Source organism: Nocardia caishijiensis NBRC 108228 (assembly GCF_001612825.1).
GTDB lineage: Bacteria > Actinomycetota > Actinomycetes > Mycobacteriales > Mycobacteriaceae > Nocardia > Nocardia caishijiensis.
Map to the genome: position 1 here is coordinate 1 of NZ_BDBE01000057.1, position 11838 is coordinate 11838.

The 11838-nt window shown below is 68.0% G+C and carries 16 protein-coding genes; 9 read left to right on the top strand and 7 right to left on the bottom strand.

The features are described 5' to 3' along the window. A partial coding sequence (gene sigJ, locus NC7_RS27900) for an RNA polymerase sigma factor SigJ (protein WP_157102202.1) occupies window positions 1-899 on the bottom strand: 899 nt, incomplete at its 3' end. A gap of 97 nt (window positions 900-996) precedes the next feature. On the opposite strand from sigJ, the gene NC7_RS27905 reads away from it, so the two are divergent. Further along, window positions 997-1980 carry an NAD(P)H-dependent oxidoreductase gene (locus NC7_RS27905; RefSeq protein ID WP_067988852.1) on the top strand — a complete coding sequence of 328 codons (984 nt, stop codon included), beginning with the start codon at window positions 997-999 and terminating at the stop codon, window positions 1978-1980. 1 nt (window position 1981) lies between these two features. Here the strand turns inward: NC7_RS27905 and NC7_RS27910 are convergent, their stop codons facing one another. Next, the gene (locus tag NC7_RS27910) at window positions 1982-2452 is read right to left on the bottom strand and encodes an SRPBCC family protein (RefSeq protein WP_236573780.1); all 471 of its coding nucleotides are present in this window, start codon (window positions 2450-2452) and stop codon (window positions 1982-1984) included. A 144-nt stretch (window positions 2453-2596) separates the two neighbouring features. Between NC7_RS27910 and NC7_RS27915 the strand changes: the two genes are divergently transcribed. Beyond that, complete coding sequence (locus NC7_RS27915; RefSeq protein ID WP_067988913.1) at window positions 2597-3010, top strand: low affinity iron permease family protein; 414 nt, start codon at window positions 2597-2599, stop codon at window positions 3008-3010. 1 nt (window position 3011) lies between these two features. Here NC7_RS27915 and NC7_RS27920 read toward each other — a convergent pair whose 3' ends face one another. Beyond that, window positions 3012-3506: a DUF6328 family protein gene (locus NC7_RS27920; protein ID WP_067988855.1), complete on the bottom strand. Its 495-nt coding sequence runs from the start codon at window positions 3504-3506 to the stop codon at window positions 3012-3014. 180 nt (window positions 3507-3686) lie between these two features. On the opposite strand from NC7_RS27920, the gene NC7_RS27925 reads away from it, so the two are divergent. The 4 genes from NC7_RS27925 (at window position 3687) to NC7_RS29415 (ending at window position 5678) form a co-directional block, all read left to right on the top strand. After that, window positions 3687-3887, top strand: a complete 201-nt coding sequence (locus NC7_RS27925) for a hypothetical protein (RefSeq protein WP_067988858.1) — start codon at window positions 3687-3689, stop codon at window positions 3885-3887. 73 nt (window positions 3888-3960) lie between these two features. Then, window positions 3961-4773 carry a nucleotidyltransferase gene (locus NC7_RS27930; protein WP_067988859.1) on the top strand — a complete coding sequence of 271 codons (813 nt, stop codon included), beginning with the start codon at window positions 3961-3963 and terminating at the stop codon, window positions 4771-4773. A gap of 5 nt (window positions 4774-4778) precedes the next feature. Further along, window positions 4779-5510 carry a metallophosphoesterase family protein gene (locus tag NC7_RS27935; protein WP_067988861.1) on the top strand — a complete coding sequence of 244 codons (732 nt, stop codon included), beginning with the start codon at window positions 4779-4781 and terminating at the stop codon, window positions 5508-5510. A 12-nt stretch (window positions 5511-5522) separates the two neighbouring features. After that, window positions 5523-5678 carry a hypothetical protein gene (locus NC7_RS29415; RefSeq protein ID WP_157102203.1) on the top strand — a complete coding sequence of 52 codons (156 nt, stop codon included), beginning with the start codon at window positions 5523-5525 and terminating at the stop codon, window positions 5676-5678. On the opposite strand, the gene NC7_RS27940 is transcribed toward NC7_RS29415, so the two are convergent. Further along, window positions 5654-5947, bottom strand: coding sequence for a hypothetical protein (locus NC7_RS27940; protein ID WP_067988862.1), 294 nt, complete (start codon window positions 5945-5947; stop codon window positions 5654-5656). The two genes, NC7_RS29415 and NC7_RS27940, sit on opposite strands and share 25 nt — an antisense overlap. A gap of 592 nt (window positions 5948-6539) precedes the next feature. Between NC7_RS27940 and NC7_RS27945 the strand changes: the two genes are divergently transcribed. Continuing rightward, window positions 6540-7259 (top strand): GNAT family N-acetyltransferase, encoded by a 720-nt coding sequence (locus NC7_RS27945; protein ID WP_067988864.1) that lies wholly within the window; start codon window positions 6540-6542, stop codon window positions 7257-7259. Window positions 7260-7269: 10 nt separating this feature from the next. Here the strand turns inward: NC7_RS27945 and NC7_RS27950 are convergent, their stop codons facing one another. Next, the gene (locus NC7_RS27950) at window positions 7270-8526 is read right to left on the bottom strand and encodes an aspartate kinase (RefSeq protein WP_067988865.1); all 1257 of its coding nucleotides are present in this window, start codon (window positions 8524-8526) and stop codon (window positions 7270-7272) included. Between the two features lie 204 nt (window positions 8527-8730). On the opposite strand from NC7_RS27950, the gene NC7_RS27955 reads away from it, so the two are divergent. After that, the gene (locus tag NC7_RS27955) at window positions 8731-9858 is read left to right on the top strand and encodes an ACT domain-containing protein (RefSeq protein WP_084458846.1); all 1128 of its coding nucleotides are present in this window, start codon (window positions 8731-8733) and stop codon (window positions 9856-9858) included. Here NC7_RS27955 and NC7_RS27960 read toward each other — a convergent pair. Both NC7_RS27960 and NC7_RS27965 read right to left on the bottom strand, forming a co-directional pair. After that, window positions 9848-10123 (bottom strand): YggT family protein, encoded by a 276-nt coding sequence (locus NC7_RS27960; protein ID WP_067988870.1) that lies wholly within the window; start codon window positions 10121-10123, stop codon window positions 9848-9850. The two genes, NC7_RS27955 and NC7_RS27960, sit on opposite strands and share 11 nt — an antisense overlap. A 115-nt stretch (window positions 10124-10238) precedes the next feature. Further along, window positions 10239-11126 carry an alpha/beta fold hydrolase gene (locus tag NC7_RS27965; protein WP_067988872.1) on the bottom strand — a complete coding sequence of 296 codons (888 nt, stop codon included), beginning with the start codon at window positions 11124-11126 and terminating at the stop codon, window positions 10239-10241. Between the two features lie 93 nt (window positions 11127-11219). Between NC7_RS27965 and NC7_RS27970 the strand changes: the two genes are divergently transcribed. Continuing rightward, window positions 11220-11816 carry a TetR/AcrR family transcriptional regulator gene (locus NC7_RS27970; RefSeq protein WP_067988874.1) on the top strand — a complete coding sequence of 199 codons (597 nt, stop codon included), beginning with the start codon at window positions 11220-11222 and terminating at the stop codon, window positions 11814-11816. The last annotated feature ends 22 nt before the right edge of the window (window positions 11817-11838 follow it).

Sequence of the window (11838 nt, forward strand, 5' to 3'; positions counted from 1 at the left end):
GCGCCGCGCGCGTTCCCCGTCCACGCCCGCAGCTTCTCCGGGTTCCGCATCACCCAGATCCGGCTGATCCGCTCGTCGACGATGTCGAAGGAGTAGACCGCGATGACCTGTCCATCGATTTCGGCGACCAGTCCCAACTGACCGTTCACCATCCGCTCCGCCACGACCACCGTCGCCATCCGGTTGGCGATCAGCAGCCACGTCGTCGCGATCTCGCCGCTGCCGACCAGCGGCTCGCGGAAGGCCGGGACCAATCCGCCGCTGTCGGCGGTGGCGACCGCGGCCGGGTCGAGCAACTCGACGAGTCCCGCGATGTCGCCCGCCTCCCAGGCTCGTTTGAATTTCCGCACCACCTCGGCGCGCGCGGTTTCGGGTGAGCGCCGCGCGGTATCGACGCGACGGCGGGCGCTCGAGGCGAGCTGACGGCACGCGGCCGGGGTGCGACCGACGACCTCGGCCACTTCGGCGAAGGAGTAGCGGAACACATCGTGCAACACGAAGGCCACTCGTTCGGCCGGTGTCATGGAATCGAGGACGACGAGAAACGCCATGCTGATCGATTCGTCGAGTGTCACCCGGTCGGCGGGGTCGGCGGGTGCGGGGGCGCCGAAGTAGTCGGAGCGGCCGGGGACAGGTTCCGGAATCCATTCGCCCACATAGCGTTCCCGACGAGCACGGGCGGAACCGAGCAGGTCGAGACAGATGCGCCCGGCCACCGTCGTCAGCCAGGCGCCGGGGGCGGCGACCTCGGCGCGGCGTCGTTCACTCATCGCGTACCAGCGCGCATAGGTCTCCTGCACCACGTCCTCGGCTTCGGCCAGCGAGCCGAGCAGCCGGTAGGCGAGGTTGAGCAACTGGCGGCGCTCACTCATCACCTCGGGCAGGTGGGGGTCGGTCATGATCGGCTCCTCGCGTCGGTGTCCTCACCATGACCGACGAAACAGCGAACCGAAAGGTGAGGCCTGACGTTTCCGGGGTCCGCGTCGTCGGAAGGTCATGATCAGAATCGGCATCATTCTCGGCAGCACTCGCCACAACCGCCACGGAGACCAGGTCGCGTGGTGGGTACTGGATTCGGCGTCGCGACGGGGCGACGCGGAATTCGAGCTCATCGATCTGCGCGACCACCCGCTCCCGCACTTCGACGAAGCGGCACCTCCCATGTTCGGTCCGTCGGCCAACGAGCACACCCGCGCGTGGACGGCGAGAATCGCCCCCTTCGACGGTTTCATCGTCGTCACCCCCGAATACAACGGCGGCGTTCCCGGCGTGCTGAAGAACGCTTTCGACCACGCGTTCGCGGAATGGACCGACAAGGCTGTCGCCTTCGTGGGGTACGGCGTCAACGGCGGCGCCCGGGCCGTGGTGCAGTTGCGCACCGTGTGCGGCACGCTGGGGATGGCCGATGTCGCCCATTCGGTCTCGGTCGGGGTGCTCACCGATTTCGAGGACAACACGTCCTTCGTCGCGCGCGAGCACCACGACGCCACCTTGGGCAAGACGCTCGACCAGCTCGTCGCGTGGACGACAGCGCTGACCGCACTACGCCGTCCCGCCGATGACACCGCCGCGATCAGCGACCGGATCGACCGGCTCGTCGAATGCCTGCGGACCAAGGACCTCGACGGCATCGGCGCGCTCTACACCGACGACGCCGTGTCGTTCGACATCGAGCCTCCCCTGCGACACCGGGGCCGGGCGGCCAAGCTGGCGAACTGGGCACGGGTGTTCCAGGTGTTCGACACCATGAGCTACGAGTTCCGCGACCTGACCTTCACCGTCGGCGCCGACGTTGCCTACGGGTACGGCTTCGGCAGACTGCGCGGCACCCTGCGCACCGGGGAGGTCACCGACGGCATGTGGGTTCGCGCCACGCTGTGTCTGCGCAAGGTCGGCGGTGCCTGGTTGATCGCGCACGACCAGGTCTCGGTGCCGCTCGACATCCCGAGCGGGAAAGCGCTGGTCGACCTCGAGCCCTAGGTCACCGTTCGGCCGTGGCTGCTCGGCTTCTACCGACAGCCAGGTCGGACAGCCGGTCGAGGGTTTCGCGGTTGCGTGGGGTCAGCAGCACCTGCTGCGCCGCACGGGGGATGAGCTTGCCCGGCCCGCGCACGGCCAACTCCCCCATCCGCACCTCGGTCGTGGCCGGGGCGACCTCGCGCAGCTCGAAGCGGATGACGGCCGCGCCCATCGGCCACAGCCGCGCGTCGAGTTCCAGGGTGTGCGGTTCGTCCATCGTCCGCACCTCCGTGGTGTCCTCGATGACGAACGGCCACGGCCCCACGCTGTGGTGGATACGGGTGCCGACCGCGGGCCAGCCCTTGTCGACGCGGCGGATATGAGAAGCGCCGACCACCCACCCCGAATACGACCATCCGTCGGCGAGCACGGCGAAGACGTCGTCGACGTCGGCGGGCACGGTGAGTTGCACCCAGATCATGTCGTCGTGCATGACTTCACCTCTTTCGGTTCGGCGGACAGCGGGCGCTTACCCGGTGCCGCCGAACCGAACCGACCTTGTGGTTGAAATCCCGCGAAACGGATATTCGCCCGCCACAGGGCGCTCTGGCCGTACCGATGAAGGTGGGTGGTCGACATGTCCGGACACAAGTCGAACAAGGCGACGATGCCGTCGGACATCTCCGACCACAAAACCTTTTTCGACCGTTTCGCCACGGGGGCGAGCGATTTCGCGTCCAAGGCGTGGTTCTTCGCCGCCTGCCTCATCCTGGTCCTGCTCTGGGCGCCCTCGGTGTTCCTGTTCCCGAGTATCGACACCTGGCAGCTGGTCATCAATACGGTGACGACCATCGTCACGTTCCTTCTCGTCGCACTGCTGCAGAACACCCAGGCCCGCAACGACGACGCCACCCAGCACAAGCTCATCGCACTCGCCGAGGGCCTCGCCGCGCTGATGGGCGAGCTCAGCACCGAATATCCGGCGTTGGCGAGGGAACGGGAGGAACTGGCCGACGCGGTGGGATTGGAAGATCGCGAGAGCAGCCAGTAGGTCACTTCGAATCGGGGCGCTTGCGGTAGACCAGCGGCTGGACCACCCACAAACCGAGGAACAGAATCGCGGCGAGCACACCCGCGATGATGCCCGCTGTCGTCCCGGCGACCACGTCGAAGATCAGCACGGCGATCCCGGTGAGCGCCACCCCGAGCAGCGCGATCCCGGCGAGGGCGAGCCGGTGCGCCCCGGTCACCAGCACATCGAGACGGTGTCGGCGGAACAGCAGTCGGTGCAGCGCCACCGGGGCGACGAGCAGCGCCGTCGCGGCGATCGACGCGGTGACGACCACGAGATAGACCACCCGCAACTCGGTACCGAGCGCGTCGAAATGCGATTGGAACGGCAGGGTCAGCAGGATGCCGGTGAGCACCTGCACACCGGTCTGCAGCACTCGAAGTTCCTGGAGCAGGGAGGACCAGTTGCGGTCGAGACGCTGGATCTGGTTCTCGCCGCGCACCCGCCGGTTCCAGTCGGCGTCATCGTCGTCCATCGCCGCTCCTCGTCGCCACGAGCCCTGCTCCTCTCCGCGCGCATACCCGGCACGCGACGCTCGAATCCCGCGCCGACCGGGCGTGCCCGTGATTGAGCGCGACGAACCCGGGTAGTGCGACGGTGTGGTCGAGAACGAGGACCACATGCCAGAAGACCAGACGACACGAGGAGGGCATTCATGCCTGATCCGAACAACCCTGGACAGTTCGGCAACCGCAACGACACCCAGGAGCAGGCGGCCCGCGGCGGCCAGGCCAGTAGCGGCAGTTTCGGCGATCGTAATTCCGCCGACCCGCGCGAGGCAGGCCGCAAGGGCGCCCAGGCGCAGCCCACCGAGGCCAAGCGCGAGGGCGGCCAACACAGCCACGGCGGCCGCTGACACCGCACCGACCCGGGTCCGGCATTCCGCCGGGCCCGGGTCGTCCCCCGCACCGGCGAAAGGTGGTGGCCTGATGACCGCCGAGATCTCGGACCTGCTGCAGACCCTGACCCGTGTGGTCAACACCTTGCACGACAACGGCATTCGCTTCGCGGTGGCGGGCGGCTGCGCGGTGTACGCGCACGGAGGCCCGGCCAGCGATCACGACGTGGACATCTTTCTCCGGTCCGAGGACGCCGATGTCGCGCGAGACGCATTGGTGGCCAAAGGTTTACGACCCGTCGATCCGCCGGAGAACTGGCTGACCAAGGTCTACGACGGCGAGATCCTCGTCGACCTGATCTTCCGCACCAACCATCGGACGGTCGACGACGACCTGCTCGACCGTGCCGAGCGGATGTCCGTCGGCCCGGCGACCGCGCCGGTCCTTCCCGCCACCGACGTGCTGGTCGACAAGCTCATGGTGCTCGACGCGCACCGTCTCGACTTCACCCGCCTGCTCGAGGTCGCCCGCGCGCTGCGCGAGCAGATCGACTGGGCACAGGTGTACCGCGACACCGCCGAATCGCCCTACGCGCGGGCCTTTCTCGGACTTCTCGACGACCTCGGCGTCCACCACGTACCGCCCGCACCCGCCGCCGAACCACCGCAGTACGTGGTCGCCAATCTGCGGCGGGCCTTCGCCGAGGACCCACGGACCGCGACGATGAGTGTGCACGTGACGCTGCGCTCCGACGTCGTGGTCCTCACCGGCGAGGTCGCCGACGAACAGAGCCGTCAGGCGCTGGAAGCCGTACTGCGCGAACGAATCGGTGATCTGCGGGTCCACAACGACGTGCGGGTACGCAGACCGGCCGAGCCGACCGAACCGGAAGTGTTGAGGTGAGCGGAATGCGGATAGCTGCTGTGGGCGATGTCCATCTCGGCGCGGAGTCGCGTGGTCGGTGCCGACCGGTGTTCGAACGGCTGCCCGAGCACGCGGATGTCCTGTTGCTCGCCGGTGATCTCACCCGCCTCGGCACGATGGACGAGGCGGAGGTCGTGGCAGGCGAGTTCGGAAACCTCGGCGTCCCCGTGGTGGCGGTGCTCGGCAACCACGACTACCACAGCGACCGGGAGCAGGAGATGAGCGCACTGCTGTCAGCACACGGGATCACGGTGCTCGAAGGCACCTCGACGGTGCTGACCATCGGTGATCGCACACTCGGTATCGCGGGCACCAAAGGTTTCGGCGGGGGCTTCGCGGGCAAATGCGCCAGCGCCTTCGGCGAACCGCAGATGCGCGAGTTCGCGACCCACACCGTTGAGCTCGCCGAACGGCTGCACAGCGCGCTGAACAGACTGGACACCGATGTGACCATCGCGCTAACCCACTACTCGCCGGCGTCGGACACCCTGCACGGCGAGCCACCGGAGATCTACCCGTTTCTCGGTTCCTACCTGCTGGGCGAGGCGATCGACGCCTGCGGCGCCGATCTGGCGGTGCACGGACACGCCCACGCGGGAACAGAACGCGGCACCACCCCCGGCGGTATCCGCGTGCGCAATGTCGCCCAACCCGTGATCGGTACCGAATACGCCGTCTACGACCTGGCCCCGGCCACGTCGTCGGCATCCGCCTGAAGGAGGAATCTCATGGTTTCACAGGACGTCATCGCCCAGCTCCGCCAGGACATCACCACGGCCGCCGACGCGGGCGACGAGGCGACCGCACAGCGGCTGCGCCGGGAACTGTCGGAGGCGCTCGCCGCGGCGGGCCAGGACGATCAGGACGACCCCGCCGGTCCCTGACCGCGCTGCGACCGCACGGTCGCCGCGCTCCAGAGCACGAGCCATCCGGCCGCCGCCATGTACAGGGCATAGGCGGCCATGACCAACTCGGGGCCATAGCTGGCCGCCCAGTCGCCGAGGCGCAGCAGTGCCACCAGCCCGAGACCGACCAGCACGAGACCGAGCACGAGGCTCGGAATCGCCAATGGCGCGATCGAATCGTCGGCGACGCGGCGGTCACGTCTGGTAACTGAAAGATTGCTGTTCGGTTCGAAGTAGATGCTGCTCATAATCATGAGCTCCCTTCCGGACGGCCGTCCCGACCCAGCCGGTAGGTCAGCCACCCAGGTGGCGCATTCGTTACGGCAAGTCCTCTTCGACTGACCGACGGTCACAAACGGTTAACGTTCAGCAATGTCGAGCGTGCCAGCTCTACGGGGAGGATAACAGGCGATGTGATCTGCATCACATCGAATGCATGTGCGACACGATTAGGTAACGGTTGTTACATCTCCGGCAAACAGGCGTCCGAACTGGAGGATTCCACTAATTCTGGACGATTGCCCAACAAACCGACAGCACTGTCATTTACACAACCGTTATAGCCCTTGAAGTGCGCAAACGGGGATCGAGACACAACGCGCGGCGGTTCGTGACCGGACCGAGTCGACAACGCGTTCACCAGCGGCGGCGATGTCTCGGGTACGCGCGCGCGACATTCGGGTGCGTTCGAGTGTTTGAACGCGGCACGTTCGGCTATCGTCCATCCAGTTTCTTTTCGATGCTGCTGGATCGTTCGTGTCGCTTCGCCGAATCATGTGCCGCGTGAGGATCCACGCCTCGTGATTCGGTGACCCTCTCAAACGAAGGACGCCGGTCACCATGCCCGCACCCGTTATCCTCCACGGCCGCATCGTACGGCTGGAACCTCTTGCACCCCACCATGTTCCCGGTCTGGCTGCGGCCGCCCTAGCGCTGCGCGGCCAACCGGGGTTCACCGTGGTCCCGCACGGCGATCAGGAGGCGCGCACGTATGTCTTCCAGGCCGAGGCCGCCCAGCTGGCGGGGTCGGCGTTGGCGTTCGCGATCGTCCTGATCGGTGACGAGTGCGTGGTCGGGGCCACCCGCTTCACCCGGCTCGACTACTGGCAGGGTCCGCTCACCTGGCCGCTGTCGGCCGAACCCGTCGCCGCATCGCCCGGCGGGGCGATACCCGACGCCGTGGAGATCGGCAACACCTGGCTCACCCCCGCCGTGCGTGGCGGCCAGGTGAATCTCGACTCCAAGCTGCTGTTGCTCACCCACGCGTTCGACACGTGGCGGGTGCGGCGGGTGACGTTGCGCGCCGACGCGCGCAACCTGCGCTCCCGAGCGGCCATCGAACGGCTCGGCGCGGTGAGCGACGGTGTGCGCCGGGCACATTCGCGTGGTCTCGACGGCGAGGTGCGCGACACCGCGTTCTATTCGATCCTGCGTGACGAATGGCCCGGCGTGCGCGAGCGGATCAACGAGCAGTCGGCCGCCCGCGCCGCGCAACGACGGGCGCCGCTCATCCCGCCCACCGCCGAGGCGTTGCGCGCCCTCACCGCATCGATCGGCTGATCCGGGCCGGTCAGCGCCCGGTACCACCGTGCACCACGGCGACCTCCGCCCCGCCCAGGTCGAAGGCACGATGCAGGATGCGCACGGCTTCATCGAGCTCGGTGTCACGGACCAGCACGGAGATGCGGATCTCGGAGGTGGCGATCAGGTCGAGGTTGATGCCCGCCTCCGCCAGCGCCTCGCAGAAGGTCGCGGTGACACCGGGGTTGTTTCGCATGCCCGCGCCGATCAGTGACACCTTGCCCACGCGGTCGTCGTAACGCACATCGGTGAAGCCGATCTCGGCGCGACGCGAACGCAACAGCGCGACCGCGCGGTCGCCGTCGGCGGCAGGCAGCGTGAAGGTGATGTCGGTGCGGCCGGTTCCGGTGTTCTGCACGACCATGTCGATGCCCACCTCGGCATCGGCGACGGCACGGAACACCTGGGCGGCGTAGCCCGGTTCGTCGGGCACACCGACCACGGTGACCTTGGCCTCGTTGCGGTCGTGCGCGACGCCGGTGAGCACGGCCTGCGCTGCGGGGATGTCGGCCATCGAACCGAACACGGTGGTGCCGACGGTGTCGGTGTAGGACGAGCGCACATGCACCGGAACCTGGTAGCGGCGGGCGTATTCGACGCAGCGCAGCATGAGCACCTTGGAACCGCAAGCCGCCATCTCGAGCATCTCCTCGTAGGAGACCTGGTCGAGTTTCTGCGCGTCGGCCACGATGCGCGGATCGGCGGTGAACACACCGTCGACATCGGTGTAGATCTCGCACACGTCGGCGTGCAAGGCGGCGGCGAGGGCGACGGCGGTGGTGTCGGAACCGCCCCGCCCCAGCGTGGTGACGTCGCGACTGTTCTGGCTCACCCCCTGGAAACCGGCGACCAGCACGATCTCGCCGTCGTCGAGGGCGCGGCGCACCCGGCCGGGGTCGACCTCGATGATCTTGGCGTTGCCGTGCGCCCCCGTGGTGATGACACCGGCCTGCGAACCGGTGAGCGAACGCGCCTCCGCACCTAAAGAATGAATCGCCATGGCCACCAGGGCGTTCGAGATCCGCTCACCGGAGGTGAGCAGCATGTCCATCTCCCTCGGCGGCGGCGCCGGTGCCACCTGACCCGCCAGATCCAGCAGTTCGTCGGTGGTGTCGCCCATCGCCGAGCACACGACAACCACGTCGTTGCCCTGCTTCTTGGTCTCCACGATCCGCTCGGCGACCCGGCGGATCCGCTCCGCGGTCGCGACCGACGAGCCACCGAATTTCTGTACAACCAGGGCCATCCCGCTGTCCTCTCCCTGCTCGCCCGCGAAGTACTCGCGGGTAACTCCCGTCGAGTATCCCGGCAATCCGGGCGCGGCTGGGCGGTTTGTGACGCGAAAAGTGGTGCCGCCGTGCCGTTTCTGGCGCGATACTGGCCGGACGGGGGTGGCGCGCTTGCGCCTGCTCCCGGCGTTCGGCAGCTCTCGGCGGTAAGGCGAATTCGGATGACTACTCGGCACTTTCGTTCCCCCTCGTTGCGTGTGGCGGTGCTCGGCACAGGCGCGCTGGCCGGGGAGGTGGTGCGGATCATCGGCGAATCCGGTGCGGAACTGGCCGCGCGGGTCGGGGCCCGATTGGTGCTCGACGCGGAATCGGCCGACCTCGTCGTCGACACCACGGCGACGGCACAGACGATGGAGGCGGTGCTCGACGCGCTCCGCGCGGGCCGGTCGGTGGTCACCGCCAACGCCGCGCTGGTCGCCGAACACGGGCTCGAATTGGCTTCGGCCGCCGAGGAGTTCGGGGCGGATCTGTGTTTCGAGGCGGCGGTGGCCGGTGGGGTCCCGGTGGTGCGACCGCTCACGCAGTCGCTGTCGGGCGACCGGGTGCGTGAGGTGCTCGGGGTGTTCGCCGCCGCCGACGCGCACGCGGCCGCTGTCCTCGCCACCCTGGCGTTCCACACCCGCGTCGAGGTCGCCGACGTGCACTTCGAGGAGTTCGAGATGGCGGGCGAGCACGATCTGGCCGCGGCCGAGGCCTTGTCGTTGCGGCTGCGGCAGCTCACCGTGTGCACCCGGATCAGTGAGCCCGAAGACGGTGGCAAGGAATGGATCTCGGTGCGCGTGCACCCCGCGCTGCTGCCCGCCACGCACCCGCTGGCCCAGGTGGAGTCGCCGTTCAGCGCGGTGACCGTGGACGCCGAGGGCGCCGGGCGCCTGATGTTCTCCGGTCGCGACGCCACCGCGGCGACCGCGTCGGCCCTGCTCGGCGATCTGGTGAGCGCCGCTCGCAACCGGGTCAACGGCGGGCGCGCGCTACGCCCGTCGCACTATGCCGAGCTGCCGGTCGCCCCCTTCGGCGACACCCCCACCCGCTACTACCTCAATCTGCGGGTCACCGACCACGCCGGTGCGCTGGCGCAGGTCGCCTCGGTCTTCGCCGAGCACGGGGTGAGCATCGCCCGGGTGCGACAGGAACACCACGGCGACGACGCCCACCTGATCGTGCTCACCCACCGTGCCCGTGAGTCGGCGCTGGCCGATACGCTCGACGCCCTCGCCGACGCCCCCTGCGTGTGCGCGGTACTGACCAGGTGGCGGTTGGAGGGCGCCGACGACACGGTTACAGGCTGAACGCCACCGATCGCAGGATCAGCACGACGATGAACACCACGGTGAAGGCGAGGTCGAGCGAGACCTCGCCCAGCCGGACCGGCTTGAGCACCCGACGGACCGGTGCGATCACCGGCTCGGTCGCCGCGTGGGTCACCGAGCGAACCTTCCCCACCCACGGCGACCGGTTGCCCGCCGTCTCGAGCCAATCCACCACCATCCGCGCGATCAACAGCACCAAGAACACCGTCAGCAGGTACCCGAGCAGGGTTCCGATGAGACTCATGACGCACTCCTTCCGGAGGCCACCGCCGGACCTCTTACCGAGACAACGCCCCAACCACACCCAAGGTGTCCACTATGCACCGTTCTCAGCGGATTATCAGTCCCGACAGGTGTGTCTACTCGGCGTACCGTGCCTCGGTGGATTCGTAGCGGCGGGTGAACTCGAGTATGCGGGCGGTCACCTGTCGGGGAATCTCGTAGAAGACCCCGTGTCCCGCGCCGGGGAAGATCTCGACCTCACAGATCGGCAGGTTCTCGCGTAGGCGTCGTTCGGCGAGTGGCGCGTCGACCACCAGCGACTCCGATCCGAGCAGCACCAGGGTCGGCGTGGTGATCGTCGCCAGCCGCTCGTCGGTGAACATCTTCGGATAGCCGATCGTCGGGGAGTAGCCGAGAGCCGCCTTCACACCGGCGAATTCGGCGTCGGTCAGGGTGACACCGGGGTTGAGCCGCGCGTTCATCGCCCGCAGGTTCTTGTCCGTCGGCCGGGCGCCGACCCGGATCATCATCCACAGCAGACTCCACTTGATCTTCGTCAGAGTTCCGCTCGGCTCCACCACGTTCAGGCTCGCCAGCCGCGCCTGCTGGGTGGTCGCGACTGCCATCGCCGACCACGCGCCCTGTGAGTAGCCGACCAGATGCACCCGGTCCACGCCGAGACCGTCGAGGACATCCCCCAGCCAGGTCCCGAACTTCGTCTCGTCGATCGGCGCGGTCTGCACGCTGAGCCCCGGCGTCCCGACCATCTCCGGCGCGTACACCACGTGATCGCGGGCGAAATCCTCGATCACGTGACTCCACATCAAGCTGTTGCCGCCCATCGAGTGCATCAGCACGATCGGAACACCCTGCCCCGCGCCGGACTTACGCACCTTCGTCATCCCGAAAGAGGTCGGGACGTCGAGCAGTTCCGACGGCACGGGCCACAGCTTCTCCAGTTCGCGATAGGTCCGCAGGTACTCCTCGCGTGCCGCGTCGTTCTTGAATCGCCCGATCTTGGCCATGACCACCCCTGTTCCTCGTTGATGATATCAACGTACCACATAGATGATATGGGCGTACCATAAAGATTTCGCCGGACGACAGGAGGAGGCGAGATGCCACGCTTGGCCGACCACGACGAACGCCGCGGATCCATCACCGACGCCGCACGCCGGGTGATCGCCCGGGGCGGACTGGACGCGGCCACCTTCCAATCCGTCGCGGCGGAGGCCGGGGTGTCGGTGCGGTCCGTCCAGTACTACTTCGGCACGAAACGGGAGTTCCTGCTCGCCACGCATCGCGCGGTGGTAGCGGATTCCGGCGCTCGACTCGCCGCCGGGCTGGCCGGACTGGCGCCGGGCTCCGGGCCGCGCGAGGTGGTCCGGGCGATCCTGCTCGGGCTGCTCCCCCTCGACGAACCGAGCAGACAGAACGCCGTCATCCTCGGCATCTTTCACGCGGCCGCGCTCACCGGACCGGATATCGAATCCGCCGACACCGCCGGTGCGCCGAACTACATCGTCGACGCGGTCGCCACACAGCTGCGGGCCGCGCGCGGCACCGAGGCCGACGACGCGGCGATCCGGGCGGACGCCGAGGTCATCCTGCTCGCCCTCGGCGGACTCACTCAGGGAATGCTCACCAGCGACCACTACGCCGCGCACGCACCACACCTGGTGGAACACCTGCTCGACCGCGTCTTCGACGCCTGACGCGAAAGGCCCCGGCGGGATC

Excerpts from the sequence above, each read along its gene's own strand:
- NC7_RS27905 (WP_067988852.1), top strand. The coding sequence starts at position 997 with ATGATCAGAATCGGCATCATTCTCGGCAGCACTCGCCACAACCGCCAC.
- NC7_RS27910 (WP_236573780.1), bottom strand. The coding sequence starts at position 2,452 with ATGCACGACGACATGATCTGGGTGCAACTCACCGTGCCCGCCGACGTC.
- NC7_RS27915 (WP_067988913.1), top strand. The coding sequence starts at position 2,597 with ATGTCCGGACACAAGTCGAACAAGGCGACGATGCCGTCGGACATCTCC.
- NC7_RS27920 (WP_067988855.1), bottom strand. The coding sequence starts at position 3,506 with ATGGACGACGATGACGCCGACTGGAACCGGCGGGTGCGCGGCGAGAAC.
- NC7_RS27925 (WP_067988858.1), top strand. The coding sequence starts at position 3,687 with ATGCCTGATCCGAACAACCCTGGACAGTTCGGCAACCGCAACGACACC.
- NC7_RS27930 (WP_067988859.1), top strand. The coding sequence starts at position 3,961 with ATGACCGCCGAGATCTCGGACCTGCTGCAGACCCTGACCCGTGTGGTC.
- NC7_RS27935 (WP_067988861.1), top strand. The coding sequence starts at position 4,779 with ATGCGGATAGCTGCTGTGGGCGATGTCCATCTCGGCGCGGAGTCGCGT.
- NC7_RS29415 (WP_157102203.1), top strand. The coding sequence starts at position 5,523 with ATGGTTTCACAGGACGTCATCGCCCAGCTCCGCCAGGACATCACCACG.
- NC7_RS27940 (WP_067988862.1), bottom strand. The coding sequence starts at position 5,947 with ATGAGCAGCATCTACTTCGAACCGAACAGCAATCTTTCAGTTACCAGA.
- NC7_RS27945 (WP_067988864.1), top strand. The coding sequence starts at position 6,540 with ATGCCCGCACCCGTTATCCTCCACGGCCGCATCGTACGGCTGGAACCT.
- NC7_RS27950 (WP_067988865.1), bottom strand. The coding sequence starts at position 8,526 with ATGGCCCTGGTTGTACAGAAATTCGGTGGCTCGTCGGTCGCGACCGCG.
- NC7_RS27955 (WP_084458846.1), top strand. The coding sequence starts at position 8,731 with ATGACTACTCGGCACTTTCGTTCCCCCTCGTTGCGTGTGGCGGTGCTC.
- NC7_RS27960 (WP_067988870.1), bottom strand. The coding sequence starts at position 10,123 with ATGAGTCTCATCGGAACCCTGCTCGGGTACCTGCTGACGGTGTTCTTG.
- NC7_RS27965 (WP_067988872.1), bottom strand. The coding sequence starts at position 11,126 with ATGGCCAAGATCGGGCGATTCAAGAACGACGCGGCACGCGAGGAGTAC.
- NC7_RS27970 (WP_067988874.1), top strand. The coding sequence starts at position 11,220 with ATGCCACGCTTGGCCGACCACGACGAACGCCGCGGATCCATCACCGAC.